Annotated in this window: 26 protein-coding genes and 2 pseudogenes; 22 read left to right on the top strand and 6 right to left on the bottom strand. The window is 58.1% G+C overall.

Annotated features, from left to right (window positions below; genetic code table 11):
* Position 1: 1 nt before the first annotated feature.
* The 10 genes from HLAC_RS15560 to HLAC_RS15515 all read left to right on the top strand — a co-directional run bounded on the left by HLAC_RS15560 (position 2) and on the right by HLAC_RS15515 (position 11957).
* Positions 2-3259, top strand: coding sequence for a VirB4 family type IV secretion system protein (locus HLAC_RS15560; protein WP_014053227.1), 3258 nt, complete (start codon positions 2-4; stop codon positions 3257-3259).
* Entirely contained in the window at positions 3252-4379 is a 1128-nt protein-coding gene (locus HLAC_RS15555; RefSeq protein WP_014053228.1) for a DUF8128 domain-containing protein, read from the top strand. The genes HLAC_RS15560 and HLAC_RS15555 overlap by 8 nt, the downstream gene beginning before the upstream one ends.
* Entirely contained in the window at positions 4372-7401 is a 3030-nt protein-coding gene (locus tag HLAC_RS15550) for a TraM recognition domain-containing protein (RefSeq protein ID WP_014053229.1), read from the top strand. Before HLAC_RS15555 ends, HLAC_RS15550 begins: the two co-directional genes overlap by 8 nt.
* A 357-nt stretch (positions 7402-7758) precedes the next feature.
* Positions 7759-9012 carry a phage NrS-1 polymerase family protein gene (locus tag HLAC_RS15545; protein WP_015911577.1) on the top strand — a complete coding sequence of 418 codons (1254 nt, stop codon included), beginning with the start codon at positions 7759-7761 and terminating at the stop codon, positions 9010-9012.
* A 74-nt stretch (positions 9013-9086) separates the two neighbouring features.
* Positions 9087-9527 (top strand): DUF8030 family protein, encoded by a 441-nt coding sequence (locus tag HLAC_RS15540; protein ID WP_015911576.1) that lies wholly within the window; start codon positions 9087-9089, stop codon positions 9525-9527.
* A 219-nt stretch (positions 9528-9746) separates the two neighbouring features.
* The gene (locus HLAC_RS15535) at positions 9747-10037 is read left to right on the top strand and encodes a DUF8069 family protein (RefSeq protein WP_015911575.1); all 291 of its coding nucleotides are present in this window, start codon (positions 9747-9749) and stop codon (positions 10035-10037) included.
* Positions 10037-10366 (top strand): DUF7558 family protein, encoded by a 330-nt coding sequence (locus HLAC_RS15530; protein ID WP_014053107.1) that lies wholly within the window; start codon positions 10037-10039, stop codon positions 10364-10366. Before HLAC_RS15535 ends, HLAC_RS15530 begins: the two co-directional genes overlap by 1 nt.
* 230 nt (positions 10367-10596) lie before the next feature.
* A complete protein-coding gene (locus HLAC_RS15525) occupies positions 10597-10926 on the top strand; it encodes a DUF8158 family protein (RefSeq protein WP_014053108.1) in 330 nt (109 codons plus the stop codon).
* 96 nt (positions 10927-11022) lie between these two features.
* Positions 11023-11391, top strand: a complete 369-nt coding sequence (locus tag HLAC_RS15520) for a lipase chaperone (protein ID WP_014053109.1) — start codon at positions 11023-11025, stop codon at positions 11389-11391.
* Positions 11388-11957, top strand: a complete 570-nt coding sequence (locus HLAC_RS15515) for a hypothetical protein (RefSeq protein WP_014053110.1) — start codon at positions 11388-11390, stop codon at positions 11955-11957. The genes HLAC_RS15520 and HLAC_RS15515 overlap by 4 nt, the downstream gene beginning before the upstream one ends.
* A gap of 2 nt (positions 11958-11959) precedes the next feature.
* On the opposite strand, the gene HLAC_RS15510 is transcribed toward HLAC_RS15515, so the two are convergent.
* The gene (locus HLAC_RS15510) at positions 11960-12220 is read right to left on the bottom strand and encodes a PhiH1 repressor (RefSeq protein ID WP_014053111.1); all 261 of its coding nucleotides are present in this window, start codon (positions 12218-12220) and stop codon (positions 11960-11962) included.
* Positions 12221-12341: 121 nt separating this feature from the next.
* Between HLAC_RS15510 and HLAC_RS15505 the strand changes: the two genes are divergently transcribed.
* The gene (locus HLAC_RS15505) at positions 12342-12602 is read left to right on the top strand and encodes a HalOD1 output domain-containing protein (protein ID WP_014053112.1); all 261 of its coding nucleotides are present in this window, start codon (positions 12342-12344) and stop codon (positions 12600-12602) included.
* Between the two features lie 376 nt (positions 12603-12978).
* On the opposite strand, the gene HLAC_RS19650 is transcribed toward HLAC_RS15505, so the two are convergent.
* Both HLAC_RS19650 and HLAC_RS19645 read right to left on the bottom strand, forming a co-directional pair.
* Positions 12979-13278: a transcriptional regulator FilR1 domain-containing protein gene (locus tag HLAC_RS19650; protein WP_049933854.1), complete on the bottom strand. Its 300-nt coding sequence runs from the start codon at positions 13276-13278 to the stop codon at positions 12979-12981.
* Positions 13279-13297: 19 nt separating this feature from the next.
* The gene (locus HLAC_RS19645; RefSeq protein WP_015911573.1) at positions 13298-13777 is read right to left on the bottom strand and encodes a helix-turn-helix domain-containing protein; all 480 of its coding nucleotides are present in this window, start codon (positions 13775-13777) and stop codon (positions 13298-13300) included.
* Positions 13778-13950: 173 nt separating this feature from the next.
* On the opposite strand from HLAC_RS19645, the gene HLAC_RS18130 reads away from it, so the two are divergent.
* From HLAC_RS18130 to HLAC_RS15475, 5 genes and pseudogenes are all read left to right on the top strand, one after another.
* Positions 13951-14988 (top strand): hypothetical protein, encoded by a 1038-nt coding sequence (locus HLAC_RS18130; RefSeq protein WP_014053114.1) that lies wholly within the window; start codon positions 13951-13953, stop codon positions 14986-14988.
* A 210-nt stretch (positions 14989-15198) separates the two neighbouring features.
* Positions 15199-15531 (top strand): hypothetical protein, encoded by a 333-nt coding sequence (locus tag HLAC_RS15490; RefSeq protein ID WP_009488233.1) that lies wholly within the window; start codon positions 15199-15201, stop codon positions 15529-15531.
* Between the two features lie 242 nt (positions 15532-15773).
* A complete protein-coding gene (locus HLAC_RS15485; protein WP_009488232.1) occupies positions 15774-16553 on the top strand; it encodes an ABC transporter ATP-binding protein in 780 nt (259 codons plus the stop codon).
* On the top strand, positions 16546-18288 hold the full coding sequence (locus HLAC_RS15480) for a hypothetical protein (protein ID WP_009488231.1): 1743 nt from the start codon (positions 16546-16548) through the stop codon (positions 18286-18288). Before HLAC_RS15485 ends, HLAC_RS15480 begins: the two co-directional genes overlap by 8 nt.
* 123 nt (positions 18289-18411) lie before the next feature.
* Positions 18412-18723, top strand: a pseudogene (locus tag HLAC_RS15475) (transposase); the annotation flags it as partial.
* 77 nt (positions 18724-18800) lie between these two features.
* On the opposite strand, the gene HLAC_RS15470 reads toward HLAC_RS15475, so the two are convergent.
* Complete coding sequence (locus HLAC_RS15470) at positions 18801-19085, bottom strand: hypothetical protein (protein WP_049933852.1); 285 nt, start codon at positions 19083-19085, stop codon at positions 18801-18803.
* Positions 19082-20473 (bottom strand): hypothetical protein, encoded by a 1392-nt coding sequence (locus tag HLAC_RS18920; protein ID WP_015911571.1) that lies wholly within the window; start codon positions 20471-20473, stop codon positions 19082-19084. The genes HLAC_RS15470 and HLAC_RS18920 overlap by 4 nt, the downstream gene beginning before the upstream one ends.
* A 99-nt stretch (positions 20474-20572) precedes the next feature.
* Here HLAC_RS18920 and HLAC_RS15455 point away from each other — a divergent pair.
* The 6 genes and pseudogenes from HLAC_RS15455 to HLAC_RS15430 form a co-directional block, all read left to right on the top strand.
* Positions 20573-21433: pseudogene (locus tag HLAC_RS15455) on the top strand (transposase); the annotation flags it as partial.
* Between the two features lie 23 nt (positions 21434-21456).
* The gene (locus HLAC_RS15450) at positions 21457-21825 is read left to right on the top strand and encodes a hypothetical protein (RefSeq protein ID WP_009488225.1); all 369 of its coding nucleotides are present in this window, start codon (positions 21457-21459) and stop codon (positions 21823-21825) included.
* A gap of 160 nt (positions 21826-21985) precedes the next feature.
* Positions 21986-22216 carry a UPF0175 family protein gene (locus HLAC_RS15445; RefSeq protein ID WP_009488224.1) on the top strand — a complete coding sequence of 77 codons (231 nt, stop codon included), beginning with the start codon at positions 21986-21988 and terminating at the stop codon, positions 22214-22216.
* Positions 22213-22743, top strand: a complete 531-nt coding sequence (locus HLAC_RS15440; protein ID WP_009488223.1) for a PIN domain-containing protein — start codon at positions 22213-22215, stop codon at positions 22741-22743. The genes HLAC_RS15445 and HLAC_RS15440 overlap by 4 nt, the downstream gene beginning before the upstream one ends.
* Before the next feature lie 736 nt (positions 22744-23479).
* Entirely contained in the window at positions 23480-24379 is a 900-nt protein-coding gene (locus tag HLAC_RS15435) for an SOSS complex subunit B family protein (RefSeq protein ID WP_009488221.1), read from the top strand.
* 216 nt (positions 24380-24595) lie between these two features.
* The gene (locus tag HLAC_RS15430) at positions 24596-25558 is read left to right on the top strand and encodes a homing endonuclease associated repeat-containing protein (protein ID WP_143420269.1); all 963 of its coding nucleotides are present in this window, start codon (positions 24596-24598) and stop codon (positions 25556-25558) included.
* Between the two features lie 480 nt (positions 25559-26038).
* On the opposite strand, the gene HLAC_RS18115 is transcribed toward HLAC_RS15430, so the two are convergent.
* Complete coding sequence (locus HLAC_RS18115; RefSeq protein ID WP_009488219.1) at positions 26039-26830, bottom strand: helix-turn-helix transcriptional regulator; 792 nt, start codon at positions 26828-26830, stop codon at positions 26039-26041.
* Positions 26831-26989: the final 159 nt, after the last annotated feature.

Below are 26989 nucleotides of genomic sequence, written 5' to 3'. Positions count from 1 at the left end.
CATGAGTACAAACACTGACGACCAGGAGTACAGCGCCCGACGCATCCATCAGTCACTCGGCGGCACGACCGCCTTCTTCCAGGGGTACACGATTGGCGAGATCATGCTGTTCGTCGGCGTGGCGTTCGTCACGCTCATCGGCGCAGCACTGGTTCCAGCCACCTTCACGATTCCTGTCCTCGGGTTCGGCCTCATGCTCGGGCTCGTCCTCGGCGTCCTCCACAAGGTCAAACCGTCCTACCTATGGCTTACCGAGTGGTTGGCTGCACGGCTCGGCTGGGCAGTCAAGAACAAGGAGTACACCCACGGCGAAGACAACAGCGAGGTCCGCTACCTAACCCGTGTTGGTCAGGTCTTCCCGCACGCCATCGAGCGGTCAGACGGCGCGCTTGTTGGGGCGATGAAAGTCGAGCCAGCGAACATGGCCCTCGAAGACGACGACGCGTGGGCGAAAGCCGTGGATTCACTCTCCGAGTTCGTCAACGCGACCATCGATTTCCCGGTGAAGTTCTACATCACCAGCCGCGAGGTCGACCAGGACGACGTTGTCCGCGACCACCAGCGGCGTCTCGGCGACGCCGACGTCAGATCACGGCCCGTCCTCAAGCGCCTGCTCGACGAGTACATTACGACCAACACGGATCAGAACGGCGACATCGACTCCGAGGCTACGACCATCCGCGAATACTACATCATCACCGCCGTTCGTGACGCTGACGTCGAGCAACTCAACGAAACCGGCGATAGCGTCCTGGCCTACCTCGCCGACATCCCTGTCCTGGGTCGTGTGTTTGGGCGGTTCCAATCAGACGGCCTCTCGGACGCCGAACGCGACCGCCTCAAAGAAGACAAGCTGGAATCACGGCTGGGACAGCTCCGCCGCGGTGGGTCGTCGCTCTATCGCTGCTCGATGAGCCCAGTCGACGCTTACGACCTCACCCGCGTGACGAAGGAATACTGGACGGGACACACCGAAGAGTACGGCGAGATCACTGACGCAATCGGCACGTTCCCGGTCGTCGCCCACGGCATCAGCGACGACGTACCGACAACCCCCGACCCGGACGACGTCGTCGACGCGATGGACGACAGCGGTGAAGAGACAGGTTCAGACGACACGGCCGATGTGTCCGCTGCAGATCGGCTCGACGATACGTCGACGCTCCACCAGTCGGTGATCGCACCGTCGACGGTCGATTGGGAGGCGACCCATGCCGTCATCAACGACGACACGTACGTCCGGACGTTCTGGATCGAGCAGTTCCCCGAAGAGCCAGCTGACGGGATATTCGAGCGCCTCCTGCTAGAGACCGACCTAAACACGGACATCAGCATCCATCTCGACCCCTTCGACAGTCAATCGGCCGAAGACATGATGGCCGACTGGATTTCGGATCTGAAGGTCAATCAGCACGACTCGAACAGCCTGAAAGCCGAGGACCTCCAGAAAGATATCGACCGTGGGAAGTTCATGCGGTCGCTCGTCCGCGCGAACAAGGCGTCGTTCTACCGTGGCGGCGTCTTCATCCGCCTCTCTGCCGAGAGCAAGCAGGAACTCGATACCCAGACGACGCGTCTCCGCTCCATCGTCAAGGACGCCCCAGCGAACTGCACACTGAAGGTCGCAAATCGCTGGCAGGAGAAGGGGTTGGCGACTGTCTCACCGCTCGGCGCGAACGAACTCGGTCGCGACCGAATGTCGACGCTGACGAATCAAGCGGTGGGTGCGATGTTCCCCTTCAGTTCGAACTACATGATGATGGACGAGGGCGTCGAATACGGCTACCATGGCCACAACGGCTCACCCGTCCAGATCAACCCGTGGGACCTCGAAACCGGCCACAGCGAACTCGTCGTCGGGATGCCCGGCGCCGGGAAGACGTTCGGCGACATCATGCGCCACCTCCGGATGATGAAACGCCAGCAGGACACGATGCTCGTGATGATCGATCCGGTCGGCGGATTCAAAGGCATCGCCGACGCGCTGAACGCGAAGACGATCTCCGTGGGTGGCGACACACAGCTGAATCCGCTGGAGATCCGTGAAACGCCGCAGGAAGTCCTCGACGCCGATGATGGCATCTCGCCGCTGTCGGCGAAGAAAGACGAAGTGTACGCCGTTCTGGAGAATTTCCTGACCGCTCGCGACATCGACCTCGGGACCGAAACGGGCGTTCTTTCCTACGTTATCGACGAGACGTACCGCCAGGCAGGCGTCGTCGAGGACGACGTCACGACGCACACCCCAGAAAACTCGCCGACGATGACCGACATCCATCGGATTCTCGCCGATATCGCGGAGAACCCCGACGAGCACAACATCGCCGCGTCCGAATCCGCTCGCGAACGCGCCGCAGCGTACGCCGATGAACTCGCAATTGCGTTCCAGCCGTTCCGTGAGGGTGGGTCGTACGACAACCTCGCGGAGCGCTCGGAGGTCGACATCCTCGAGGGCGATAACAAAGTCGTCTACATCGACCTCGGACAGATCGAAGGCAGTGCGTCAGGGATCGACCGCCAGACGTTCCTGATGCAACTGCTCCTCTCGACGGTCTACCAGCAGGCGAAGAAGACCGACCGGAACGTCGAACTCGCCATCGACGAGGCGCACTATCTCTTCGAGGACCAGGCGAATCTCGATTTCCTCGAAACGGCGTTTCGCCACCAGCGCCACGCTGGCCTCCGGATGGTCTTGCTCTCCCAGACGGCCCAAGAGTTCTACGAGACCGACCAGGCTGAGAAGATTCTCGGGATGTGCCCGATCAAGGTCTTCCACAAACTGCCGGACCTGGACGACGAGACGGCCGACAAGATCGGACTGACGCGCGAGCAGCGACAGTACGTCCGTGGTGCCGACGCTGGGAAGGAGGACCTCGGCTACAGTCAGGCACTCGTCCGTGTCGAAGAACACGGGACCTACCCACTGCACATCGTTGCGGATCCGTTCGAGAAGCGCGTCATTGACTACGAACCAGCAGATCAGGAGTTCATCCAGCAGGCCATCAGCGAGCAGTCTGAGGAATTGGTCGACTTCGACGCGTTCGTGGAGAACGAAGCGCAGATGAACGCGCTGACCAGCCGCTACGACCTCTGCGAGCAAGAAGCCACGCGACTGCTTGACGGAGAACTCTCCGAGGCGGAGATCGTCGACGCAGTTGTTGCGAACGCACAGCGAAACGGCACGGCGGAGTCGTCTGCGCTCGCTGACAGCGGCGAGGACGCACGCCAGTCCGACGACGAGGTGAGCGACGATGCTTGATGGGTTATTGGGTGGCGACCCGCAGTACGACGCCACACAGCTCCCGATCGACGAGCCACTCGTCCAGCCTCCTGAGAGCGCGCCGGGGATTCTGCTTCGGATTCGGCCGTTCAAGGAGAATCAGGGCGTCGTCGACGGCGCCGGCCTGCTCCAGTCAGTCCACGACGTGACGACGAACTTCCGAGGGAAGAACACGAGCGACCACCACTCCTTCGAGGTCTGGTTCGACGAGGGGAAGGTCAAATTCTTCATGCACGCCGCGACCGAGGCGGCCGCCGACAAGTTCCGCCGCCGCGTCGGCAACAACTACGCCAACAGCGAAGTGTTCCCCGTCGACGGTGGAGCTGCCTTCCCCGTTATCGACCCCGACGAGTACGTCGCTGGTGCGTGGCTGGAGATGGAGAAGCTCCCGTACTACCCGATTCGTCACCACAACAGCGACGAATGGGCGACGGACCCCTACGGCGAAATCACGAGCGAGATGCTCTCACTCGACGACAGCACGGTCGTCACGCAAGTCGTCTTCCGGCCCGCAAAACAGTCCTGGACGGACGGCGACCGGTTCAAGCACAACAGCGTCGACGACCTCGCCCACGCACTCCGGCAAGGAACATCAGTTGGATGGCTCGATCCCCAAACGCGGCCAGCGAGCCAGAAGGACAAGCAGGCCGCCAAAACCATCGAACAGCAGCGTGGCCAGCAAGCGTTCCACGTCAACATCCGCGTCCTCGCAGCCTCCACGGACAAGAACGAAGCCGAAGCGCGTGCCCGTGGGGTCGCCGGGATGTTCAGAAAGTACTACAACGCCATGACCGAACAGGGCCTCGACGATACACCAGTGTGGCATCGGAAAGAGAGCAAGCGTGCGAGCCAACTCCGCCAGCACGTCGCCCGGATGGCCGACCGCGAGTGGACCGACCGCCGGATGATCATGACCGTCGACGAACTCGCCGGCGTCGCCCACATCCCGAACAACGAGATCGAGACGCCGAACATCGACTGGCGCTACACCCAGCGTGGCGATCGGGTTCCTGCTGATACGGATCAGTACGACGACACAGCAGCCAGACACCGTTCTGGCGATCGATCGGCTAGACAAGGAGGGAAGGATCGTGTTTGATCGCTTCTTCGGTCGCGACGACGACCAAGACGCTGCGTCGAATGCAGACGCTGCCTCGGACGAGTCAGCAGAGAGTGACGCAGGCCCGATGGCTGAGACCAGTCCGGGCCCGCAGTCACTGCTTGGCGAAACGTACGACATCACCGAACAGAACACGGACTACGTCGGGAGCAAGCCCGTCATCACCGAGACGCAAAATGAGGGCACTGTCGCCGGCTCATACATCCGCGAGATGCTCGAATCGGGCGTCGATACAGCACCATCGCCGCTGTGGATCGGCTACGACGAGGACGCCCAACGAGGGTTCCGTGAAGCACCGCTCCAGTTTGAGTCGCTCTTCCGGCACATCTGGATCACCGGCACCACCGGCTACGGGAAAACGACGGAACTATTGAACATGATGGTCCAGTGGGCGTATTCAGGGTACGGATTCGTCTACTTCGACCCGAAGGGCCGTGACTCTCGGGAACTCCTGCGGATGCTCCCTGAAGACCGGCTCGACGATGTTGTCTGGATCGAACCCGGCTCATCCGAACACGACAAGACGGTCGGGCTGAACTTCCTCGAAGTTCCCGACTGCGAAACCGAAGAAGAGCGTGAAAACGAGATCGAGAATCGCATCGAGAACCTCAAAGCGATCTTCGATACGGACGAGTACTGGGGGATCAACATGGAGTCGATCACCGAGTCGATGGGCCGGGCAATGATGCAGTCCGACCAGCCGTTCTCGGTGATCGATATGTACTTCACGCTGTTGCACGCTGAGCGCCGCGAAGAGTTCGCCCTCGACGTCGACGATCCCTACGTTAGGGAGTTCTGTCTCGAAATCGCGCGGATGGACGACGAAACCGTCCGGCCGCTGCTCAAACGCATCAAGTCGTGGGTCGAAAACTCGGTCATCCGGCGGATCATTGCCCACCGCGAGAGTACCATCGACTTCCGTGATATCATCGACAACGACCGGATCGTCATCGTCCGTACGCCCGTCGAGAACACGGACATCAAGAAGATGGTCACACTCGGCGTGATGCGAAACCTCTGGAGCGCCATCCAACAACGGTCGTACGAACGCGATACCGATCCAGATCCGTACTTCGTGCTCTGTGACGAGTTCGACGACATCGCGAGCGACAACCTCGACATCGAGTCGATGCTCGCTCGTGCCCGGTCGATGCGCCTCTCCGTGACGTTGTCGTCGCAGTATCCCTCACAGTTCGGTGAGGACACGCGCAAGGCGATGCAGAACAACTGCGACAACCTCATCGCCTTCTCCGTGAACGACGTCGACGACGCCCAGCTCTTGATGAAGCGCTTTCGCGACTACACGGCCGAAGACCTCATCTCGACCGACCAGTACCAGGCCTGGACGAAACTCCCACTGGAGGGTGGTCGGTACTCCGAGCCAGTGCTCCTCCGAACGTTCCCGCCGTATCCACCACTGCGGTCGGCCGATTCGGTCGACGACATCATCGAGGCGAGTTTAGACCGGTATGGAACCGACCCGCTTACCGACGCGGAGATCATGCAGAACCTCATCTACAGCGACGCCAACGAGGCAGCGAATCCGACACAGATTCTGGACAAGACGATGGCCGAGGCGATTCGTGCCGTTCAAATCCGAGAGAACGCCCGCGAGGCAAACGGCTGGGTGGACATCGTCGCCATCGACGAGGAACTCTCGACACGCCTCGAGAATAGTCAGGCTGAGATCGACTACGAGTACGAGGACTTACCGGACGTGCGTGACGCGTCGCGGTTAATCGATGTCGAGTTACAGGACGGCGAGATTGTGGCGCGGCTCTCCGACGACGGGGAAACGGAGGTGCAGCCCGAAACGGGGACTGCTAGATCGGCAGGAGGAATGAGCCACGATGCTGTACTCATGGATACTGAGACGGCGCTCACCGAGCGTGGGTTCAGTGTTGATATTCTCGAACAGGACGGGAGCGAGCAACCCGACGCCACCGCGACGCACCCAGACCACGACGTGGTGTTCAACATCGAGGCCGAGACGACGACGCCTGACCGACCCGCGAAAGTCTTGCAGAACCTCAAACGAGCGCACGACGCAGATCGCGTCCCGCTCTTCGTCGTCCGCCCTGGCGATCCTGAGACCGAGTGGGCGACGCGACTCGAGAATATTCTCTCGCCGCCGCTGCGAGAGCGGGCGGACGGCACCGAGCAGTTCTACAACTGCGATGAGATCGTGACCTTCGGCGGTGGGGCGACCGCCCACGGTGGGGTAACCGCCGTTCGGCCCCGGACGGCCGACACAAATCGGACAGTCTGGACGCGCGACGATGGTGAGCGTGTGCTGTCAGACGGCGAGACGGAATTCGCCCGCGTTCCAGATGAGGGGGCGCTCTCGAAAGACGGCGTCCCGGCCTACTACAGTTACGACCACGAAACCGGGCAGTACACCGTCCATAAACCCGGAGAGACCCGCGTCTTTGACTCGAAAGACGAGTTCAAGGCCGAGTGGACGCCGATCAAGCGACCGTTCATTCCCGATGTCGAACTCCCAGATGCGGACTATTCGCGTGACAGCTACGTCGTGTTGCTGCTTCCGGAGGACGGTGCTCCTACGGTATTCCAACAGGGAGAATCGTATACACTCTCCGAGAGCCCAGACGAGGAGGACTTGTGGCCGGACGCCCCCACCAGTGAGCACGCACAGGCCACAATATCGATGGATTCCGGTGAGGAGACTCCATCGACGGAGTCTACCGCACCTTCAGATGGGTCGGTGGAGATCGATCCGAGTGGTGACGGCATCGAGGCGTTCGCAGCGATGTACATCAGAGAAGCTGAGGGAGCCCAGGTGCCAAAGGAAACGCTGTTTCAGGCGTACTCGGCCTGGACTGACCAGCACGATATTGAGGGGACAAATGCGAGTTGGTTCGGTCGAAAGCTCGCGAACGTCGTCGAGTATGAGAATGATCGGGTCAGAGACGGCGACGATCTGGTGACTGTCTACACCGGTGTCGACCTGACGCCAGCGGGATCACAGTTCCTTGAATAATGAGAACTATCAGAATTATGGGTAAAATTCAATGGGGTGGCACACAGATCAACTCTGAACAATCACCGATATCCCAATCACCCCGCTATAACCACCCTAACCCCCGATTCCGGGATTGTAGCATGATTTGTTCAGGGCAAAGTAAGCGTTCAGGTCAAAGAATTGATGAATGTTCAGGGGAAAATCGCAAGACTGGAGTAGTGTTCAGGGCAAACCACGGGTCAAAACCAACTAGTATACAACGGGTAGCACCCGTTGGACAGAGTACTGGACAGCCCACCGGTCGCGAGGACTTCTATCAGGATAGTGATGTAGAGAGTGAGGTGACTCACTGGGTGCTCATTGGGAGGGAAGAGGATGGAATATGAGCCACCACTTGCTGTCTCGGAGTGCCCGGAGACGTTACGCGAACGCGAGCAGTGGGTGTGCTGGCGGGAAGAAACACGCGACGGTAAACCGACGAAAGTACCGGTGACGCCAGGGACAGGAGGATTCGCGTCGTCGACAGACCCCGAGACGTGGGATGCCTTCGAGACAGCACTCGAATACACCGAGACGGAGCACGCTGATGGTGTCGGGTTCGTATTCACTGACGACGATCCCATCGTCGGCGTTGACCTGGACGACTGCCGCGATCCCGAAACGGGCGACGTCGACGACGCCGCACAAGACATCATCAAGCGACTCGACTCCTATACGGAGGTATCGCCGTCCGGTACCGGCTATCACGTCCTGATCACCGGCGAACTTCCCGAAGGACGGAACCGTCGCGGGAGCGTCGAACTGTACGACACGGCACGTTTTTTCACCGTCACTGGCGACCACGTCGATGAGACTCTCGGTCGCGTTGCACGTCGACAGGACGCGCTCACAGCGATTCACCGCGAGTACGTCCAGGACACCGAGCGTGACACAGCATCCGAGTCCGAGCCGGGGAATGGCACTGACGACCAGTCAACGGCGACCGGGACAGCCGACGTCGACGTTGATCTCGAGGATGAGGACCTCCTCGAGAAAGCGCGAAACGCGTCGAACGGCGAGAAGTTCGAGCGGCTCTGGAACGGGAATACGGTCGGCTACGACAGTCAGTCCGAGGCCGATATGGCCCTGTGTTGTCTGCTGGCGTTCTGGACCGGTGGCGACCGGACGCAGATGAAGCAGCTGTTCCGGCAGTCGGGATTGCTTCGGGAGAAGTGGGACGAGGTCCACTACGCTGACGGGTCGACGTACGGGGAGAAGACCATCGAGCGAGCGATTGCGACCACGTCGGAGTTCTACGACCCGGACGCCGGCGACGATACCGCGGACGACACCCCCGGCGGATCGTCTCCAGACGTCGGCGCTGCTGACTCGGAACGGAGTCGCGCGTATCTAGCCGAGAAGAATCGGCTATTGAGCGAGCGCGTCGACGAACTCGAGGCGACACTCACGGAGAAAACCGAGCGCATCGACGCTCTCGAAGCGGAGATCGAGCGACTCACTGACGAACTCGCTACCCGTGGCCGGGAAGAAGAGTCCCAGGGCGAGCACGTCTCTACTGCGAATGAGAACGGTGCTGAGTCAGAGTCATCCTCTATGTTGAGTCGATTATTCGGCGGTCGGTTCGAGTAGCGACGCGACCGCAACGGCACGTCTGTCGCCCCCGCCAGGGGGTGGCGGGGCGCATCACGTGCCCCCGATAAACGATGGCTTCGGAACGTACGACCCAGACGCAGACGGTACAGCAAGCAGCAACCAACTCCGACGGGGAGGCTCCGTGGGCGGACCTCGAGGTGGCGATCCCGAGCGACCGGAATCACGCGTCGCTCGTCGCGCTCGTGGAGTGTGTCCTCGTCGAACTGACTCACGAACAGGTGGGGGCCGTCGTCGTCGCCCAGCAGGTGTGGGGGACGAAACGTACGCAGTACGTCGCCGTCGACGACGTCGGCGAGCAGTTTCAGAAGCGGCACTTCGACAGCCGGCTTGGCTGGCACGAGACTACCGTTCCTCGAGAGACCGTTCGCGACGAGCTCATCACCAAAGTCACTCGGTCGGCAGTCTCACCGCCGGAGCGCACACGAGAAGCAGCAGCCAGCGAGCCAAACACGTTCACCGTGAAGCCAGTTCGGGAACTCCAGACTCCATAACCGACACCCTTAACCAACATTCAGGGCCAGTCCTGGCGCAGTGTTGGTTAACGACGTTCCAGAATTCATGTCCTCAACCCCCGCCCACCGCCCTGTTCCTCCACGACGTTACCGTTATCGGCTATCGCGATCCGCGACCGGACTGACACTGCCGGCTGTAGCTGTTTATCAGCGCCGCAAGCCGTGCAGCGCGCGACCATGAGTGCTGCGTGACCCATCATGGCTGGTCCCGACCCTCACGACGACACGAGTGCCGACTACGAACTGTTCGAGAAAGCACTGCTCGCCCAGGACCGTGACGCCGCGAGCGTCGCGACCGCGGACGTCGACGACGCGACAGCCCGCAGCCTGGTTGACGACCTCATCGACGCGGACGTCGTCACACCCGTTCCCGAGGATCGCGTCCTCGTTCACGAGCCGAGTGGCACTAGCTTCGACTCGGCGAGGCAGTTGGCCGTCTTCCACCGTGGCTGGACAGCCGGTCGCGACGCCGACGTGGAGGGCGAGTGATGCAGCAGACGCTCACAGGGTGTGCGTTCTGTGACGCCCCGCCCGGTACCGAGAGTGGCGAGGCGCATACCTGGGGCGAAGACGAGCGGGTCACTCACCCCATCTGTGTCGACTGTGCGATCCAGACGGAACTGGATCCCGACGAACGCAATCACTACGCCTGCGACGGCTGTGGGCTCGTCGTCGACGCCCTCGCGGCGCTGACGCGCTTCCGCGTCGAACTCGGTCATCTCGAAGGCCCATTGCAGCTGTGCGAGCGGTGTAGCCCTGGTGGCCTCGCGACGTACTGGACGCGCGACCTCGAGGAACATCTCGTTGCCGACTGTTGAGGCACTGTTTTAGCGTAGCACTACCTGTGATCGCGTCCTACACTCTCGGATGTAACGGACTTACGCAGTCCCAGTACGTTGAACACCGGGGACGACATCCAGAATGATATGGACTTCCCCGCTGCAGGTCCTCGATTACGCTCGAAGATTCCCTTGCTGGGATTCGCCAGCAGCGACGACTGGAGCCATCGACGACTGACACTGGGGCGGACACCCCAGGGTGAGTGCTGATGTCTGATTCCAAGGGCCTCTACGACGTTCGTGAACGAACCGGGAATCCCGAGCACGCATCCGTCGACGATGTGGTCGAACTCGTATTCGAGCGCGCGCAGCATCCCCGTACGGATCACCACGACGGGCATCTCGACGAACAGATGGCGACTGTCGTCGACAGGTACGGTACCGCCCCTGTCCGGACCGTCATTCACCGCGTCCTTGTCGACGGCACGCCCTTCCGGACCGCCACTCAGGACCTCGAGGTACGCAACGTCGACGGTGTTCGTATCGGGACGACCGCTGGCCAGTTCCTCGACGAACTGAACGCACAGGACGACGGCTGAGCGGCGTAAACCCTTCCTGTTCCATGGGCGTTACTGTGCAAGCTCTGTGCATACGCCGAAACCGTTATCCGGCTGTGTGCAAAACTTGCACATACAATGAGCGCAAGCGACGATCCCCGACGGGTTCACTTCCAGTCGCCGGAGTATCTCGTCGACCGGCTCGATGCCATCGCCGATCTCTTCGACAAAGACCGGACGGACCTCCTCGTCGATGCTATCCGGGAGTACATCGAAGACACTGCCGACAGCGAGACGTTCCAGGAATTAGTTGCGACGAAGTACTATGACGACCAACTCGAGTTCGAGACGGTGAAACAACTGGTGGGCGCCGAGACCGCCCAGCGACTCCGCCTCCTCAAAGCAGATCTCGAGGACGAACCACTCGATCTCGCTACCCCCAATGACGTCGACGTCTACGATGGGGATGTGACGACGGTCGACACCGCGGTCGACGACGATCGATGAGCGGTCCACGACTGCGAACAGTCGTCGCCGACACGAGTGCGCTCGTCAGTCTCGCGGTGCCCCGTGCGGATGCAGCCATCGGTACCGATGTTCCCGACCCGTTCCAATACCTGCTCACCTCCTGTGACGTGGTCGTCCCTCCGGAAGTAGTCGCAGAACTCCGCGACATCACGCAGTATCAGGACATCCACGCCGCAGCCGCGAGTAACGTCCTCGCGGCCCGTGGCCACTACACGGTCGAAGATCCATATGCGCGCGACGACACCCCGGACGCGCGACCGACGTTCGGCCTCGATGACGGCGAAACTGATGGCATCGTCCTCTCGAACGCGCTCGACGTCGACGGCTTTCTCACCGACGAGTTTGGTGGAACGAACTTCCCGCTCATCCACGCCGTGCTACAGGGCCCGCGGATCGTCCCGACACCGCGGCTCATCTGCGACTACGCCCGGAACGGCCATATGACCCACGAGGAGGCGCGAACGCTACTGAGCGTGATCAGCCCCCACCGGAGCTGGGACAACAGCCCATACGTCGCCCAGTTGGTAGCACTTCTAGAGGAGTAGGTTCATTCGCCCTCGAGGTCACGAGCGTCGAGTTCGCCGGCGAGATACTGTTTCCCTTTCTGAGTGATATCATAGACACCGTTTCCGAGATGAACGAGGAGACCGTAGGTGACGAGTGTTTTACAGCGGGCGTTGATGTGCTGTCGAGAGAACCGGACGCGGTCACTGTCAGCCATTTCCTTCGGGGTATCGGGGCCCTCTTCAGCAAGATGCTCCAGAATGCGATCATCGGCGCGTGACATCCAGTCGGCGTCAAAGCGCATAATCGCCTGTGGTTGCGCCGACGCTATCCCAAATGCGCTAAGTCAAGTAGCAAAGCGTTACGCTTCTGTGGTTGACCCCCAACGTTTTAAACGTCTGTCATCCAAAGCCCCGAGTGTTCAGATGCATTCTCCTCCAACGGACAGTTCGGGCGGACCGAATGACCTCGTCGTCGAAATCATCGAGACACTGGAGACATGTGGGCTCGAAGACGACGCCTATCAGCTCCACGATTACGTGGATGTCGATGCGCTCGAACAGTTGGTTTCCTCATCCGATGGGGACATCACCGTCCAGTTTACCGTCGAAGGAATTCCGCTCGAGGTCTCACTGGACGGTGTCGACGTCATCGTCGAGGACGAGTCCGAGTGCGTCGACGAATAACGACGTTCGTTGCGGAGACAGGGAATGTTCTCGAAAGCCCTCGACCGCTCGACGTCCCGCGACCGCGCGAGACTGCGTCTCGCTGGCCCTCGTTCGCTTCGCTCACGAGAACGCCGCTGCGCGCCTCGTGCCTGCGGTGCTTGCGGGGTCGGGGGACGGCCGAGGCGGCCTCGCCCTTTCTGAGTCCACCAGGACTGTCGATTCCCCATCGAGCGACGTGGTCGGCTGGACAGGTGTGTACGTACCGGCCCGCCCCGCTCGCCGCTGCCGCCCTCCGCGTCGCTCGCAGTTACACCTTTTCAGTACGTGGTGTAGAAAACGCTATCTTCTGATCACAATGGCTGGTCAGATATCGTCGTTTGACTGAGTACTGCTGTCACTTGTGTAAGACGGGGTTTCGACCGCCCCGAAATATAATCGGTTCGGCAGTGTCTTTCACCGACTCTAACTGCTCAACCCCCCAGCCGACAGCGGTCTCAGTATCGTTCAGTATACAGCCCTGAATTCCTTTTTCGGTGTAGACGACGATACCCACTGCCGTGTCATCGACGATCCACAGTCCATACACGTATGGGATTGCCCCACGAAGCAGCATGACGTCTGGATCCTCGACAGCTTCTCTCGTTTCTTGAGGCTGGAGTTCGTACAACCGGTCAAATACGTCCCCATCGAGCACTAATTCCAGTTCGTATCCATCACCTAACGGCAGCGTCGTAGAAGTCCATCGCTGAGCCGATAAGGGCCTTAGGCGCGAATCCTCGAACGAGGGAGGCCTCACGGACTGACTGAAGCATTGGGTCAAGAACTGCATCCGGGACGTTCTCCTCCGCAATATGCGCCGTTGATCCCTCGAGAAACGCGTCGTCGATAGACGTTTCGGTGGGCAGCGCAGCGAGAATTGGCGCTGCGTCGGCGAGATCACTGAGAAACGATGCGTACTCGTCGTGTTTGCGATATGCACACACCCCGGCCGCGGTTGCGTGCCATTCCCCGTCTCGATACTCAACGAGGTATGCGTCAGCGAGCGAGCGCAGTACTCGATCAATCGTCGAGCGCGAACAGTCCAACAGTTCGGTAAGCTCACGTTTTGAACGTGGGGCTGCGGTGAGGAGACGCAGAAATCCCGACCGGTCTGCGATTAGCGCTTCCAACTCGGCAGGATCGGGTTGGTCCATTAGCGAGTACTAGTAGGGTGAGCGTATTCAGTTCTGTGGAGGTCCGGGTGAGAGCTACTGTTACAGATTGAGGGGGGTACTCACTGCATGAGGGAGGTACTCTTGTCTTACCAAGGGTAATCATCAATTAACGTGAATACAAGCCGCGAGCGAATGGTAAGTGGTGTGTTACCATGGTGGAACCAGACCCCGCCCCCGACTTTGACGAGGAACAGTATCAGAATGAACTCAACGACGCTGTTGACGATGGTGGCGGTTGCGCAGAAACGTGGGAGACGCTCTCGGAGGCACGTGACAAGTTTACGCCCGATAGACGGTCTGTTCTCAAGGGAGTCGGTGCGTTAGGAGCCTCTGCGGTTGGTGTCAGCAGTCTCGGGGTTGCTACTGCGAAAGAGAAGCCGGGCAATGAAGAGATTGAAGTAGCACTAAACTCAGATGCGGTACAAGCTCTGCTTGAAGAGCTTCATTATCCAGATGTCCGTAAGAATGCGGCTAAAAAAATCAAACCGAAGATTCAAAATGCTGATGAGGACGAAGAATTAGATACGGACGAGCTCCTTTCAATTCTTAAACTCCCTACGAAAATCGGCGACATTATTTATCCACTTATTGATCAAGAGGAAGGTTCACCAGTCATCTTCAGATTCAAAGGGAAGGGAACCAGACCTGGAAAGTACAACGATCTCCCTGATAATGTATCCTCTGGTCTCATATCAGATGGTGAAGATATCACGATCGTCAGGGGCGCTACGAAACATGAAATAGATGTCATCCTCAATGCTACCCGATTCGATAATAAAGAAGATTTGAGGATTGTCAAAACCTCAGAAATGAACGGATTTCGCCTCTTCAAAGGCTTCGAAGATTCGTCAGAACAATCATCTCAACAGGATCCAGATTCGGACTTGGATCTCCAAGTGTATGAGGTGCTCTTAGAGGATCGTGAGATTCAGTACGAAGTACAAGAATTATTCGAAGACGACGAACCGAGCTCGGATGATATTGAAGTTGGAGAAGTAGCTATAGCACAACAGTCTTGTTTGAATACCTGTACTACGTGTATCGGAATCATTGGAGGAGCCTGTCCAGCATGTTTGGCTTTCTTAACTTTTGGCGTCCCGGGCGCAGTAGCGTTTATTATCTGTTTCACGAGTGTTTGTGGGATTACTCTCCCGGTCTTTTGTGGCCAGTGTCTTGATTGTGGGACCTAACCGAACAATTATATAATTTCTGGTCATCTACATCAATATGAAACAAAATCAGTATATCTGGGTATTAGCAGCCCTCCATGCGATTGTACTCATCATTTTACTATATGGTGTGTCAACAGACTCAGATCAAATCTTGAATTACGCGTTGGGACTAATCTTTTTACTTATGTTACCGGTAGCGTATCTGGTTGCGAAACGAGCTGATGTGTTATGAATGGCCGCGATTCGAATACAACCCTTGATGAGTCAACGCAAATTCAGCGACTTGGCGTCGGTGCCACGGTTGGCGGCCTCATCCTTATTGGTGTCGTGTCGGTCAGTTCATCGTTTAATGCAGCGAGCGTCCTGATTGCGCTTGGCGCAGTAGCTGTCCTCGGTGAATGGATAGTCTCCCGATCGTACACCGTCGGAGTTGGAATCGGTATCCTCGGCATATTCCCGCTTGTCGGAGAAATTCCCGTCGACCTCCGGTTTATCGGCGGTGCAGCAGTTGTGGCAGGTGTCGTCGTCTACCTGCTCGGGCCACGCCTCAACACCGTATAAAAATATCGTATGTGTTTACCCCCAGAAATCGCAAGACAGAAGAGGCTTTTGCTAGCGCCCAGCTTCACCGCTCAACGGCGTAACGTCACTAACACCAGCGCCGTCTGTCGATTTTTGAATTCACCGCCAAACAGGATCACTTATAAATGCTATTTTGCCCCTTATTTTCGGGCGTTTCAGGGGATTGAGAACCCTCTCTGTGGGGGTAAACAGATACAAAATATCGAAACGACGCCCTCACAATGGTTGCAATCGAAACTCACGACCTGACGAAACAATACGGAACTGTCCTCGCCGTCGACGACCTCTCGCTGTCCATTCCGGAAGGTGTCGTCTACGGTGTGCTTGGCCCGAACGGTGCCGGCAAAACGACCATGATGCGGATGTTGACCACGCTCACGAAACCAACCAGTGGTTCCGCGAGGGTGATGGGCGATCCCATCACGGATCGTCTCGCCCTCGTCGAACATATCGGTTACCTTCCCGAAGAACCACCCCTGTTCGATGAACTCTCCGGACACGAGCAGTTGGACTATATCCGCGGCCTGCGTGATCTCCCGCTGGAGCCAACGCAAGAGCGCATTGAGAGCCTCGTCGACGCACTTGACCTCGAGGATTACATCGACCGCCGTATTGCTACATACTCGAAGGGGACCCGTCAGAAACTCGCCTTCGTCCAGATCCTGTTACACGGCCCCGACGTGCTTTTTCTCGATGAACCGACAGAGGGCCTCGATCCACGAGCGGCCCGCACCCTCCGAACCATGATCGACGATCTCGCCGACGAGGGAACAACGATCATCCTGTCGTCACACATCCTGCCGATCGTCGAAGAACACGCTGATATCGTCGGTGTCATCTCGAATGGCCAACTCGTCGCCGAAGGAGCGCCTTCCGAGCTTCAGCGCCGCGCCGAAACCGGAAAAAAACGCTCGCTCGAGGACGTCTTCCTCGAGGTAACGCAGGAACTCCCAGACGCGACGCAGGGGCCCGAAGACGAATCGGGAAACCACGATGAGTGACCGCCGCTGGCTCAGACACGGCGTACGAATCGGGACAACTGAGTATCGGCGGACGCTCCGTGGGCTTCGTCAGGACTCCCTCCGACTGTTCCTGGTTGGTGGAGCAGTACTGGCCGTTCTGGCGGTAACGGCCTTTCTGGTACTGCTCATGCGCCTCTTTCTGGCTGATTTGGAACCAACACCGCTGCCTGCGATGCTTGCTGGACTTACTGTCCCGTTCTGGGGGACGATCGTTTATTTATATGCCGCTAGAGCGCTCTCCCGGACGGGACGGATCGACGCAGAATCACTCATGCTTACGACGACATCAACGCGGGCAGTCGTAACTGGTCTCGTTATCGCCGAACTCCTCCGTGGGGCAACCTATCTCGCCCTACCGACGATCATTCTCGCAGGGGCGTTCGCTGCGACGGTCGGGGCACCACTCTCGGTGCTCTGTATCCCACTCGCGGTCACTACACTCCTCGCGAGTGCTGGTATCGTCGGGTACACGCTTGGTCTCGCCGGCGCGACGCTCGTTTCGACCTCACCGTTCATCGCTCGATATAAAACCCCTCTTGGAATTGGTCTCGCAGTGCTTCTCATGGGTCCCATCTTCGCGCTGAGTTCTGGCCGGATCGATTTCGCCGTCCTTGCGTCGGTTCCTATCGCTTGGTATACTGACCTCCTCGTTGTCGGATCACCGATTCAGCCATCACTGCTTAGAGCACTCGGGGCGATTGGGGTGACGATCGCACTTGTTGGTCTCGCTGGGGCGGCCGTTGATCGCCTCGCAGGAATCTACTGGTACAGCGATCCGATCACAGGTACCATAACTGGGGTGGAATCGACTTCCCCGCCGGAGGCCGTTTCGCCACTTGAAGCGGCACTGCGGCCCATCCCGTTGTCGCTCGTTCTCTCGAAGACACCGAGCCGGACCGTCGCAGCCAGAGCACTCATCCAGACGCTCCGGAACCCTGGAAAACTATCGTTCGTCCTCCTACCGGCCATCGTGGCAGCACCGACAATCGTGAATGCTTTCGGTTCCGGGATCGGCTGGGAAATCCTCTTGGCGGTATGTTTTGTCGGTATTCCCTGGTTTAGTGGCGTCGCCTTCGGGTTGAATCCGCTCGGCGACGAAGGTGATGTACTACCCGTGACACTCACGACAACGGTCTCCGGTCGGACGTTTGTGCGGGGCTTGGCAATCCTCGGCTTCTCTGTCGGCAGCATGCTCCTACTTCTTACAGGACTCGTTTTTGGGCTGTTCAGTCCCTTCAACACGACTGATCTCACGGCAGCACTGCTGTTGGCAGCTGCCCTCCTGTGGTGTTCTGTATTGCTTGCACCTGCAGCCGGAGTTCGGTTTCCCCGGTTTAGTACAGTCTCCGCTGGTCGGGCTCAAAACATCCTCCCGCCGAGCTTGACGGCGAGTACACTCCACGGAATTATCGTGTTCGGTTTCGGGCTGTTCGGTGCGCTGTCGTGGTTCCTTCCCGAAGGAACACGGTCTATCATCGCTGGATTCTTTTCGACGGTTCTCTCGCTCCCCTTGGTGTGGGTAGCTGAACGTGGTGTCGGTCTCGTCGAGCCAGTGCTCACGACTGTACGCACAATTGGATCAGGAGTTGGGAACCTCGCGCCGGGGGTTATTCAGTTGGGTGGCTACGGTGGCGCGATCGGGGGACTCGTCCTTCTCGGTGTAACGTCCTATTGGTATGTCATCAGTCGGTTCGAGTCTTACCAGATCTCGTGAACGTTCGGGCTTAACCTGGATTGGATCCCTCAAATAAGTCTAAATCAAAGCGTTGGTTTCATCATTTTTCTCATCTATCGTATGACCACCTCTAACGATTCATCTCCCATTGAGAGTCTTCAAATGCGCTCCCTGTGCGAAGCGTACCAGCTCGGGATCATCATCCGAAACAAACTCAGAGAAACCAATCTCGTCACCGCATTCGAGAACCTCGATCACTCGATAGACTCGATTGAAGACGGGTATCCAGCGTGGCATCCTGCGCCACTTTCCTTTCGCGCGATGGTGTTCTCGTTCGTGTTCGTGGAGATAACGGGTGACTCATACGCCGACTTCAGTCGACGACTTACCCGACAACCGGAAGTCGCCACTATTCTCGGCTTCAGCCGGGTGCCCGACGAATCAGCCTTCTCGCGGGCGTGGCGAAATCGATTTGCCGCACGAACCGTGTCCTCGCCATAGCGGGCTACTAATGCGTCTATCTCGGGGTTGCTATCTTGCATAAAAATCAGTTATTGATCAGTGCGAATGGTTCCGAAAAACGAGTCGAACTCCCGAAACCACCAGTTGACTCGGATTTCGATTTGATCTTCGGTGAAATATTCCGGTGTAGACGGATCTTCCCACACTTCTGGATCAATCATCAAGTCGATCTTCGACTCGTTGAAATAGGCTGCCACCTCGGCTAATCCATCCTCAAGATCATCACCGAAAAGGTCGATGGTGACATCATGGCCATCGATTGTTGCACTTCCCATTTCCTCGAACTCATCGGAAAGTATGGTTAGGTGGATCACAGTTCTCCGTATCTCCGATTGAGGTCTTCGATGATGTCTTCCCAGTCCCGTTCAACCGCGACTGACAGTTCGTTTCGGATATAGGCCGGAATGACGAAGTGTTGGTTTGCTGCCCATATAAGGTCTTCGTGGTGTTCGTAGAGATTTTCGATTTCCTCTTGTGAATACAGTTGACTAAGATCACCATCGAATAGCACCGCGGCGAACTTTGCCGCAGTTTCCTGCGAGTTTGTCGCACTGTATGGGCTATATATGTAGCGGTCACTGCGGTCTGCTCCGAAGAACACCTCGGATGAGATTGCCATTCGGAAGTGGCTTCGAGAAAGAGCCTCGGCGAACACGGCTAACGAACCTTCGTCAGTTCGCTGAAAGCCGGGATCGGGGGCAATATCATCGGGGTCAACCCCGTAATCGACTTTGACATTGCTTTCAGGAGCATACTGCCGAAACTCCATCGTGTCGTCGATGATCTGGCCGGTATCTCTGTCTACCGGAATCCGTTTTGTAAGCCCGTCCCTATCAACGGCGAACACCTGTTGATTTTTGTATTCGTGTATTCCTTTGACTACCCGGAGTTCGATTTCACTACCATCGTGGTCGAGGAGTGCTACTTTGACGTAGCCGCCTTCTTCAAGATCGGGGTTGGGTCCAAAAACCAAGTCACCGCGGGAATCATACTTGCCGTCGTATTCAATCTTACCAGCGTCTTGGGCTTCGGCTACGGTGTTGTCGTAGATGTGTTGAAGCCACTCGGGACTTTCGATATTTCTGTCGTCGTAATCATCACGCTGATTTTCATTCAGCATCATGTACGCCGTTGGCTGTGCGCTGCCAGCATTTATATCGTACTTGGTTATCTCGGAGACACCGCCGCGTTCGACATAATCGAAATCAAGCTCGTCGAATTGTCGATACACCTTAACCTTACCCCAATAATCACCACGACGAGCATCTCGATGGTGGTCGTACCCATTCGTTAAGAGATACGCGTGCATCATTTCGTGGCGGATAGTTTTGATTTTACCCTCGCTACGATCACTCGGGGACCAGCTGTCAGGATTGTGGAGCTTGATTCGAACGGTCCGGTCGTCACGGCTGTGTCGTGTCATCGGGTTTTCATCCGGTGCTGTCTGTCGGAAGTTCTTGATGTTGTTTGCCAGTTCGATGGCTTCGTCAGGATTGGTTATCGCCGCGGTATATTCGCGCCACACCTGATTGATCTCGTCTTTCGCGGTTTCATCGAGATAATTGCCCTTGGGAATCAGATCGAACTGCTCATCAGCAATATCCCATTTTTCGTCGTCCGACAGGAGATCGCGGTTTTCATACGCAACAACGTGCTTTTTCGTCAGTGCGCTCGGACCTCCATCGAGCCGCGTTTCAGCCATCTTATCGCCGAAGCGAACTTGAAGGCGTTTACGCTCTCTCACGTCGGTCACAACTGCTCGCCGGTAGGATTTTTCGCCACGATCCCACACGATCAAGCCGACAACGCCGTTCACGAATACATCCACGCTGCCGCCCACTTCGTCATCAAGGAAGTCCACGATCGCGACATTTCAGCGCCCGAGGTTCGGCCAAAGTCAGAGATCCTCAACGATACTGAGGAAGCCGCAGACTCAGTAGAAGACGAATCCTTCTCACAGGAGGAGATTGTTCAGACAACGCGCCTCGCGCGTGATCACGCCTTCGGACACTTCGACTCTGGTCGGGCGTCGAACGCCTCGTACGAGGACACGCAATTTTTCGAGTTACAGACATTCATGGGAATGGTTCGGTGCGGAGCCACGCAGGGAGCTACTCGCTTTCAGTACCGGCGTGGCGAGGACTACGGCCCACATGGCGATACCCACCTTCGCACTGTCAAGCAGTTCGATCCTGACGAGCTTGTCGACGGCTTCTACGAGACAACGGATCGCTTGCTTTCCGTGATTGCTTCTGAATCCTCATTCCGCCGTCCAGTCACTGCGGCGATCGACATCACCACCATTCCCTATTATGGAGATGTCGAGGAGATGTCGATGGTCAGCGGGACGAAAGACAGGGACGGTCGAGCGTTCAAATTTGCGACGCTGTCGATCATCGGGCAGAACATCCCGCTGATTTTGGCTGTCGAGCCGGTTCGAGAGAGCTCTGAGTGGGATGAGAACCCGTCGAATCAGATCCATCGTACTGTGCGACGGCTCGTTCGACGAGCGAAAGAGCATGTTCCAATCGAGACAGTGCTGTGTGATCGAGAGTTTGACTCGATACAAGTGTTCCAGACACTCTCAAACCTCGATGTGAACTACCTCATACCTAAGCGGGTCTCCAGCTCCGAACGGGATGTACTTGAACAAATGGAGGAAATGATCCGGGCGCTGATGGACCGATGAAATTGAACCGATCTATCGCACCAGATCTCCTCGTTTCAGCCCTCCTCACTCTACTGGTGTGGTTCGAGTTCTGGGGAGGCCGTCTCCCCGCCAGTCTCGATGGAACTATATTAATAATTGGGGTCATTGGAGGCGCTATTGTAACCATTGTGGGTCTGGTGATAAAGCAGACCCGCGTAGCCCAAGAGCTGGTGGAGAACGATATGCGGTTTTTCATCATTATGGCGGGCATCATACTCATCGGGCTCGTGTTGCTTCCACGTGGGTTGCCGACGGCAGCGGAGATCGGCCTGCTCGTGGTCATCTGGTCGTGGCCAATGGGAAAGGTCGTGGTCGGACGCATCCAAGCGTCAGAACGCAAATAATCCCGTGGTAACGCGGAAAACAAGACCCGGCGTTGTACTGACCATCCCTCCTTTTTCAACCACATTAGGACGGTCCATCCAGATCTCCGCGTCGCTCGCGACCGACTCCTCCTTGGAGACACATTAATGAGTCCACCGCCCCTTTATTCAGGTAGACCCCATGGCTACTGATCGCCGCCGTAACGCTGTCGAGGACAAACAGGAGCTCGCGACCACGATCGGGCTCTACGTCCTCAGCGAGATCTCGCTCGGCAAGGCCGCCGAGCGGACCGGCGTGACTCGCTGGGAGATGGAGGAACTCCTTCAGGAGGCCGGTGTTGAGCTGCAGCTCGGCCCGCAGTCCATGGACGAACTCGAAGACGAAGTCGATGTGGCGCTCGACCTTGAATGAGCGAGCCGGTTTCGCGGCCTGTTGTCCTCGACGCAACAGTGCTCAGTAACTACGCGAGCACTGATTCCGTCACCTGGCTCACGACGACGCTTGATGACCTCTGGACAGTTCCCGCGGTCCGAACCGAACTGGAGCAGGGCCGTGAGGTCGGCTACGCGTATCTAGAGCACGCCCTCGATGGTCTTGAGTCGGGGCGGATCGGGATTGTGGAGACGGCACCGGAGCAGCTCCAGCAGGACTATCCGACGGTGCAGACCCGTCTCGATCCCGGCGAAGCCGAAGCCCTGGTGGCTGCGCACACGGCTGATGGGACGCTCGTGACGGATGACGGGCCCGCCCGAGCGCTCGCGGCCGAGTACGACATAGCGCTCACCGGGTCGATCGGCTTGCTGGTTCGCGGCGTTGTTCTCAAGGAACTGACCGTCGAGACGGCGGATGAGTGGCTTACGACGTGGATTGAGGAGCGGAATTACTACGCGCCGGTCGACAGCGTGACTGCAGCCCTGCCTGAGGACTTCGAGGAATAGCACCACCGTCGTAGTGATCGCCACAGCAGTGGAGGGCAGTACGGATACGCTGCTTAATGGTGCTGGAACCATCATACGTTTCGGGGAGTCGCAGTGACGTCCCGAAGGTCCCGTCATAGGTCCTCTAGAAGGACAACCAGCTTCTAGCGACAGGTGCGGTCACCTCGAAAGCCCCCGACCGCTCGCCGGTCGCGACTCGCTGCGCGCCTCGTCCCTGCGGTGCTTGCGTCGCCGGGGCACGACGAGCGGTCGGCCCCTTTCAGTCCCGCCCCGGTTCTGTTGCTGGGTAAGCGCTCTCCATCGGTTGGCTGGTGTGTACGTCCCGGCTCGCACCGCTCGCCGCGTTCCGCCCTCCGCGTCGCTCGCGACCGACCATTCCGGGCGTGCGGGCGCTCTCCGCACCGCCCGCGCCCGTTCCGGGCTAAAATGAATCTGGTCTCGACGCCAGCGCTTCACCCGTTCGGGTCCTCCGGACCTCGGCTGCGCCGACCGCGACGGACGTGGTTGCGTCGCGGCGAACGGGGAATGCGCTGGCCGCTCGCTCCGGGCGGGTCGGCGCGCGGTGCTGGTTGGGGCCACCTCATGCAGGCGCGCTCTCGCTCGCGCCCAAGGGGGCGCTCGCGAAGGCGCGAGCGAGAGCGCGCAGATGGTTCTGTCGGTCGGTGTCGTCGGAAAACCGCGATGTAGCAGCATCGCGGTGTCGGCGCGTACGCGCCTTCGGTCTTTGGTGAGACCAATGTCAAGTAACAGCTCTAGTAGCAAGGTCGTTACGGTGGATGAACAGGCATTCGAGAAAGCGGGCGGTCAGACGGTCGATGAAGACGGGTTCCCGGTCGTCGACGAGACGCCGGAGTTCCGGGCAACGGTCGACATGGAAGTGCAGGCGAAAGTCGATTCCAACCATCCTGACGCGCGGGTCGAGGAAGGCCCGGATCACATGTTCGGGAAGACCCTCGAACAGGAGGAACGCATCGAGGCGCGGGAGGCCGAGTTGGAGCACATCAGTGCCCAGGCTGAACTCAGTCAGCAGGAGGGACGCGCGAAGCGGACGCGAGATATCGCAGCGAAGCGGAGCGCTGAGCGGCGTGTGGAGTTCCAGAAGCGGGCGGCGAGCGTGAATCCGATGGCTGACCCGGAGCGAGGCGATCCTCGTGCAGAACTCACGCAGGAGCAGTTAGCGGCGGTGAACAAGCAGTCGATGCGGCTGGCGAAGAAACTGGATGGCTGGTCGCGAGCAGCGATTGGTCGGCGGCTGGGTGAAGCCGTCGTCGGTGGGAAAGACCTGACGAGTGCGGTCGTCGGGGTGTTCGAGGAGTTGCAGACGGCACCTGGGACGGTGATTCCCATTGGGAAGCTCGAGAACGTCAATCGCAAAGAGGTGAGCATCGAGGGCCGAGTCGAGGTGCTCTGGGATGCGGACTCGCCGGCCATCGCGCAAGTCGGGCTAATCGCGGACGACAGTGGGAAAACGAAGGTGACGTCATGGGTTGCGAGTGACCAACCCTGGATCGAAGAGGGCGAGCGCGTGCGGATTCACGGAGCGGCGAAGAACTGGTACAATGGGCGCGTCTCCGTGGCTCTAACCGGGTGGAGCACCGTTCACTTCCCCGAGCGCGGTCGGTGGTGGGAAGCGTAGCCAGCGTGCGCGGCCTTCTTTTTTGCTACGTGCCGGACCGACCCAGACCCCGCCGCCCCACCCTCCGCTCCGTGCTCGCTTCGCTGCGCGCGCAGCCACGACCTCATTCACCGGTCCAACATTCATCCGACAAAGCGGGGGAATGGGGGCGCGATCCAAGCGGGTTTATCGGGCCCCTAGAGGGGTGCGGGCGCACGAGCGCTCCGGGTAGTACAAATGACGGGTAATCGTGATCTAACCTGCGATGTCTGTGGTGAGTCCTTTGACACCAAGGACGTGCTAGGTGGCCACAGCAGTAGCCATAGTCGTCGAATCTCCGAAGCACAATTATTGGCTGAAATAGATCGTCTAGTAGACGAGTTCGGTCGTTCACCGACGACCACAGAAATGGATACAGTTGGAGCGTATTCAGCTGGGACGTACGAAAACCGGTTTGGCAGCTGGACGGAGGCGCTCCAGTCCGCGGGATATGAGCCGGTAAAGCAACACCGGATTTCCGAGGACGCAATCCTTGACGAAATCAGTCGGCTTGCAACGGAGACCGGTACCCCGCCAACGGCGTCCGAAATGCGCTCGAAGGGGAAATTCACGGTCACAATCGCGCAGGATCGCTTTGGAAGTTGGAACGAGGCGTTGGAGGCAGCTGGATACGACCCTCACAAGCGCCATCGCATTACTGATGAAGCGTTACTCGAAGAGATTCACCGGCTTGTCGACGAGTTAGGGAAGGCCCCCACAGCGCAGGAGATGAATGACCACGGTGAGTTTTCGCGTCGGCCCTATTTTAACCGCTGGGAGGGCTGGCAAGCTGCAATTCGGGCGGCTGGGTACGAGCCGGTTGGTCGCCCATCTGGCCCAGATAACTACAACTGGAAGGAACAGCCAGCCCACGAGTGGCGGGAATACGGGGACAACTGGGAGGAGCAACGACAGAAAGCACTCGAACGCGATAACTACACCTGCCAGACGCCGGATTGTGAGTGGACGCAAGAGGCGCACCGAGAGGAGTTCACGAGAGGGCTTCACGTGCACCACATTCGGCCACTAAGTGCGTTCGGCGATGTCGAGAATGAGGTCAACTTCGAGCGGGCCAACCGTCTGGACAACCTCATTACGGTGTGTGTCGAGCATCATCATCTCTGGGAGCGGGCCTCACCGCTTCGCCTTGATACACGGTGAATTTCGTATCAGACGGCCGTCGAACGTGTAGCTGACTGAATACCGATAGGGTAGGTAGCGACCAGTTGATATTCTACTGCCAGACCAGCCCAAGCCCCACCGCCCCACCCTCCGCTCCCGGCCTCCCTGCGGTCGGCCGGCAGCCACAACCGGGACCACAGCTTTGGAGGTGGTGTCCCGAGGGGCAAGCCCGCTGTCGCGAGACAGTGTGTTTGTCTGCCCCCAGAGGGGCGGAGGGCACACCAAGACGTGCCCCCGAGACCCATGTCCGGAGAACGTACCCTCACGGCCCGTGAACGGCTTCGCATTCACCTCCGCGAAGCCCGCCGCACGACCGACTCACCAATCGTCGAAGCACAGTTAACGGCTGCTCTGGATGCCTGGAACGACCTGCCGCCGACACCACTGCGGGAGTGTCCCGTCTGTGGGAAAGTCGGACTCCCAGAGCGGATTCAGCAACATGATTGTGATTGAGCAATATTATCTAGTAGATATTTTACTCGAATTGTGGCTTCCTCCGCGATAGAATATCTCCTCACTCTCTTTTCGGTGCTTGCGATAGGTGCTGATTCCCCATTCTACAGCATCCTCTGAACGGGTCGTAATTGTCCCAAGCAATCGCATAGAATCATCATATACGCCCAGACACAGGGTTTTGTCCTCGAGGATTACCATCCCAAACGGCAATTCATTATTAGTTCGTTGAAGCGTACAGGAATCACTCTTCATGCACGCTTTCATCTCATCAGGGAATGTGGTCCAAAGTTCATTTTGCACGTCCTCGGTCATAAGAATCTCTACAGTTATTCCTCCATCTTGGAGCCGTGAGACAAGTTCGGTAGTGATAGAGGGATAGACAACAGGCGCAACGATTTTGACTACCTGTGCTTCTCTAATGAGTTCAGCTACATGGTCGATAGGTCGTTGTGGAAGCGTCCCGCTTGCTTCCCGGACTTCAGCATCCTTCAGAAGAGCAAACGGAGCCTCAGGCGGGAGATACTGACCAATAGGTTCAGCATAGGCCAGGCGTTCAGCCAATTGGTATACCTGGAGGGCAAATCTACCAAACTGCGTTAGCTGATAATCACCGACATACTCTTTTACGTAACCATCATCTTTGAGAAGACGAATATCTCGATCAACCGAAGACCGAGATTTATCGGCTTTATTTGCAATTTCACGGCTGTCAGAGTGTCCTTCTTCTAGACTCTTCAGGACATCTCCTCTGTGTGCAAGGTGATTTAACAGCTCCGCTACTCGGGGACCGGACATAACCGGAAGTTTATATTGAAACTGGATAAATCTCTCCCCTCTTCGAATCGAATTTTGTATTATCCAATAGAGTGGTTGGATATAATTACCGGATGCGTATTAGCAATATTGTAGCGCTTATGAACAAATTCGCCTCCACTCATCGTTTTGGTTTGGATA

Origin of the sequence: Halorubrum lacusprofundi ATCC 49239 (genome assembly GCF_000022205.1) — an archaeon.
GTDB classification, from domain to species: domain Archaea; phylum Halobacteriota; class Halobacteria; order Halobacteriales; family Haloferacaceae; genus Halorubrum; species Halorubrum lacusprofundi.
The sequence above is the reverse complement of the archived record's forward strand: the minus strand, read 5'-3'. Positions and strand labels throughout refer to the sequence as shown.

What these genes read in the sequence shown, in the direction of transcription:
- HLAC_RS15560 (WP_014053227.1), top strand. Translation starts at nt 2, where the DNA reads ATGAGTACAAACACTGACGACCAGGAGTACAGCGCCCGACGCATCCAT.
- HLAC_RS15450 (WP_009488225.1), top strand. Translation starts at nt 21,457, where the DNA reads ATGAAATTGAACCGATCTATCGCACCAGATCTCCTCGTTTCAGCCCTC.
- HLAC_RS15515 (WP_014053110.1), top strand. Translation starts at nt 11,388, where the DNA reads ATGAGCGGTCCACGACTGCGAACAGTCGTCGCCGACACGAGTGCGCTC.
- HLAC_RS18115 (WP_009488219.1), bottom strand. Translation starts at nt 26,830, where the DNA reads ATGTCCGGTCCCCGAGTAGCGGAGCTGTTAAATCACCTTGCACACAGA.
- HLAC_RS15485 (WP_009488232.1), top strand. Translation starts at nt 15,774, where the DNA reads ATGGTTGCAATCGAAACTCACGACCTGACGAAACAATACGGAACTGTC.
- HLAC_RS15445 (WP_009488224.1), top strand. Translation starts at nt 21,986, where the DNA reads ATGGCTACTGATCGCCGCCGTAACGCTGTCGAGGACAAACAGGAGCTC.
- HLAC_RS18920 (WP_015911571.1), bottom strand. Translation starts at nt 20,473, where the DNA reads ATGGCTGAAACGCGGCTCGATGGAGGTCCGAGCGCACTGACGAAAAAG.
- HLAC_RS15510 (WP_014053111.1), bottom strand. Translation starts at nt 12,220, where the DNA reads ATGCGCTTTGACGCCGACTGGATGTCACGCGCCGATGATCGCATTCTG.
- HLAC_RS15545 (WP_015911577.1), top strand. Translation starts at nt 7,759, where the DNA reads ATGGAATATGAGCCACCACTTGCTGTCTCGGAGTGCCCGGAGACGTTA.
- HLAC_RS15430 (WP_143420269.1), top strand. Translation starts at nt 24,596, where the DNA reads ATGACGGGTAATCGTGATCTAACCTGCGATGTCTGTGGTGAGTCCTTT.
- HLAC_RS15535 (WP_015911575.1), top strand. Translation starts at nt 9,747, where the DNA reads ATGGCTGGTCCCGACCCTCACGACGACACGAGTGCCGACTACGAACTG.
- HLAC_RS15520 (WP_014053109.1), top strand. Translation starts at nt 11,023, where the DNA reads ATGAGCGCAAGCGACGATCCCCGACGGGTTCACTTCCAGTCGCCGGAG.
- HLAC_RS15440 (WP_009488223.1), top strand. Translation starts at nt 22,213, where the DNA reads ATGAGCGAGCCGGTTTCGCGGCCTGTTGTCCTCGACGCAACAGTGCTC.
- HLAC_RS15435 (WP_009488221.1), top strand. Translation starts at nt 23,480, where the DNA reads ATGTCAAGTAACAGCTCTAGTAGCAAGGTCGTTACGGTGGATGAACAG.
- HLAC_RS15555 (WP_014053228.1), top strand. Translation starts at nt 3,252, where the DNA reads ATGCTTGATGGGTTATTGGGTGGCGACCCGCAGTACGACGCCACACAG.
- HLAC_RS15530 (WP_014053107.1), top strand. Translation starts at nt 10,037, where the DNA reads ATGCAGCAGACGCTCACAGGGTGTGCGTTCTGTGACGCCCCGCCCGGT.
- HLAC_RS15525 (WP_014053108.1), top strand. Translation starts at nt 10,597, where the DNA reads ATGTCTGATTCCAAGGGCCTCTACGACGTTCGTGAACGAACCGGGAAT.
- HLAC_RS15540 (WP_015911576.1), top strand. Translation starts at nt 9,087, where the DNA reads ATGGCTTCGGAACGTACGACCCAGACGCAGACGGTACAGCAAGCAGCA.
- HLAC_RS18130 (WP_014053114.1), top strand. Translation starts at nt 13,951, where the DNA reads ATGGTGGAACCAGACCCCGCCCCCGACTTTGACGAGGAACAGTATCAG.
- HLAC_RS15490 (WP_009488233.1), top strand. Translation starts at nt 15,199, where the DNA reads ATGAATGGCCGCGATTCGAATACAACCCTTGATGAGTCAACGCAAATT.
- HLAC_RS15505 (WP_014053112.1), top strand. Translation starts at nt 12,342, where the DNA reads ATGCATTCTCCTCCAACGGACAGTTCGGGCGGACCGAATGACCTCGTC.
- HLAC_RS15480 (WP_009488231.1), top strand. Translation starts at nt 16,546, where the DNA reads ATGAGTGACCGCCGCTGGCTCAGACACGGCGTACGAATCGGGACAACT.
- HLAC_RS19645 (WP_015911573.1), bottom strand. Translation starts at nt 13,777, where the DNA reads ATGGACCAACCCGATCCTGCCGAGTTGGAAGCGCTAATCGCAGACCGG.